3 protein-coding genes are annotated in these 2,955 nt (G+C 40.9%); 1 reads left to right on the top strand and 2 read right to left on the bottom strand.

What is annotated here, in order from left to right; genetic code table 11:
- Positions 1-1,323, bottom strand: a 1,323-nt coding sequence (locus tag B4F08_RS16415) for an FUSC family protein (RefSeq protein WP_291375395.1), incomplete at its 3' end; no start/stop codon positions are given.
- A gap of 445 nt (positions 1,324-1,768) precedes the next feature.
- On the opposite strand from B4F08_RS16415, the gene B4F08_RS16410 reads away from it, so the two are divergent.
- Positions 1,769-2,539, top strand: coding sequence for an IclR family transcriptional regulator (locus B4F08_RS16410; protein ID WP_291375393.1), 771 nt, complete (start codon positions 1,769-1,771; stop codon positions 2,537-2,539).
- 7 nt (positions 2,540-2,546) lie between these two features.
- On the opposite strand, the gene B4F08_RS16405 is transcribed toward B4F08_RS16410, so the two are convergent.
- Positions 2,547-2,955: alpha-ketoglutarate-dependent dioxygenase AlkB family protein (locus B4F08_RS16405; protein ID WP_291375391.1), on the bottom strand; the 409-nt coding region annotated here is incomplete at its 5' end.

Raw genomic sequence — 2,955 nt, 5'->3', positions numbered from 1 at the left:
AGCATAAATAAAGACAATAATCGCCGCATACAAACTGCCACGGATAAAAATTTTTAAGGCAGGAACGGGATTATCCATACTGGTGAGAATGCAAGCACAAATAGCCGCCATTTCCGCCATCATAAAACCTGCTTTCCAGCCACTAACGATCCAAAATCCAGTCGCCACAATCACCACGATAAAAGCAGAAACGCCACCACGTACTGCAACACCATGATCGCGATGTAAGTTAGGATAAGTCGTACTCATCGGGATCACGGTCGCAGGTAAACTGTCATCGCCTTGTTGAATACGTTGCCAAATCAACTTAATGGCACGTATATTTTGAATAAAATGACGGACATCCATTTTTAAACTGGCCAATATGACTTGCTGCTGTGGCAAGGCACTGTCAAACACGTCTTGGAAACTCGACTCAAATTGTTCAGGCAAATGGTTTAGTTCTTGTTCTAAAATGGCTTGATCGCTTTGCAAAAACTCGACGATCTGCACATGCACTTTTTCTAAAGCAGGACGGTACGCAACATCAATGTGGTCTAGCTGCTGAATCCGCTCTGCCATCGCCACCAGATTGGTCACCAACATACTCAGTTGATGCAACATTTCTTGTAAGGGTTTGGTCATGCCTTGTAATGCTGATTTTTCATAGCTCAAGTACACAGCCATCACATGAATATCAGCAATATCACGCGTGATATGACTGAGCGTCGTGCTGTAATTAATGGCCTTAACATCATCTGTCAGGATTTGATCAAAAACCGCTCGGGTGTCTTGAAAAGTCTGTGAAACACGGGTTTTGACTACGGGACCGATATGCATCGGAAACAGTACCGCATTCACCACTGCACTACACAGTACTCCCACCGTGATTTCAATACAGCGACCAATCGCCATATCAAACATGGAGGTGATTTCAATGTTATAAACAATGTTGTAGCAAATAATGACCGTGGTATAGCCCGCCAACATAAAAATATAGCTACGTGGCGTTCGATCCAATAAAGAAAAATATAAGCAAAATCCGACCCACGTCGCCAAAAACAAGGTGAATAGTTCGGGGGTATTAATCAGATTTGGGGTAACCGCAAGTGAAACAATAGCGCCCAACAGCGTTCCCAAAACACGATATACGCTCTTTGAAGCGGCCATTCCAGTATAAGGATTGGCAATCACGAAGACTGTGCCTATAGCCCAAATGGGATAAGCCAGATCTAAGGAAAATGCCACATACAGTGAGAGCATGCCTGCCAAAAAAGTTTTACTCGCAAAAATCCAATCCAATTTATTTGGACGAAATGCAATTAACTGTTTGGTCAGGAACATAAATCATCTCTAAATGCGCTGAATGACAACATCTACAGGATTCTTCAACGCAGTATTGCTCAAGCAAACAGCAACACTTCATCCTCACCAGAAGCGAAAACGAATCAAAAATAATTCCAATAAATGAAGTCTTTTACAGACATGGGCAAAGACAGCACCATGTGACAGGAAAGAAAACGCTCAAAAAAATAATGAAACATTATTCATTAAAAGACATTTCTATAGACAATTTTTCCAAAATTAATTATTTTTGTCAATCAAAATATCTCTATGTGATAATACAATCTTTTTTATATGTGTTTTATCGCTTGTTTTTCAGATCAATTCTGCATATTAAAAGTTTCTCAAGCCTTCTGCGTAAACAGAAAACCATGTCAAAGTTATGTGTTTTTTGTTATATAGTCACTATTGCTCAGATAGATAATTTTTGACTCAGTAGGTTGTTATGGCACTTTCAAGTTTTGGTAAAATTCTCACTGTCTTAGGCCTCTTTTCTGTGTCACGCCCAATTATCAATGTCGATACTATCAGTGCCGAACTGGGGCTTTCACAACCTACAAGTTATCGCTACTTAAAAGAATTGGTGTCCGCAGGACTTTTACAGCGTTTAAGCGGAACCAGCGGTGACTATACTTTGGGCTCTCAAATTGCTGTGTTGGACTATATCTCTCGAACCACAGATCCGTTATTACAAATCAGCATTCCTTTTATGCAAGACATCGTTGAGCGAACGGAATTTTGCTGTATCCTCACCCAGCTCAACTCAGAGCACTGTATTGACCTATATGGTGAAGTTTTTAAAGACCTTGAATTATTTTCCTATGGGCGGGGTTGCCCACGCCCCGTGTATTTGGGTTCATCGCCGAAAGTGGTGATCTCACAGCTTAGCAAAGCTAAAATTATTGAATATTATCAAAAATTTGCTACTCAACTGGCCGAGGTCAATTTTGCCGCGAGCCAAGAAGAATTTTTACAAAAAATGAAAGCCATTAAGAAACAGGGCTATTATTTTTCCAATGGCGAGTTTGACCCCAATCTTGCCAGCCTTTCTGTACCTGTCAAATTTTCACCCAAAGATACGCCGTTGGCACTGACCTTATTGGCTTCGAAGAACCGATTTGAATTTGTCGATCTGAAAAAAATGGTCGAAATATTAAGACATAGCGCACTACAAATCGAACAGAAATGCCATCTGCTACATAATATTGAGACCTAAATTTTATTTAGCCTTGCTGTGCGGGATAGAAATAGCGAAAGGTTAAATTCAGTCGTGGCTCAGTGATTTTACTGGATTTCATCAACGCATGTTTCCAGTAGCGCTGAGTCTGTCCACGCATCACGATCAATTGCCCACTGTGTAGCATAAGCTCAACTTTTTCCTGTTTAAACTTGTGCTTAAAGCAAAACTTACGAGTTGCACCAAAACTGAGTGATGCAATCACCACATTGTCTTGCTGCGGCGAACGTAGTGAAGGTTCATCATCACTATGCCAGCCCACAGCTTGGCTACCATTTTCATATAAATTGGCTAAACATGAATTAAATGGATGCCCCACCAGTTGCTCAATATGCTGTTTTAAACGAAACAAAGCAGGATGCCATAACAGTGCTTGCTTGGCACTCCCCGAATAG

This window comes from Acinetobacter sp. UBA6720, assembly GCF_002454215.1.
In the GTDB taxonomy this organism is placed as follows: Bacteria; Pseudomonadota; Gammaproteobacteria; order Pseudomonadales; family Moraxellaceae; genus Acinetobacter.
This window is presented reverse-complemented; position numbering and strand designations above follow the sequence as displayed.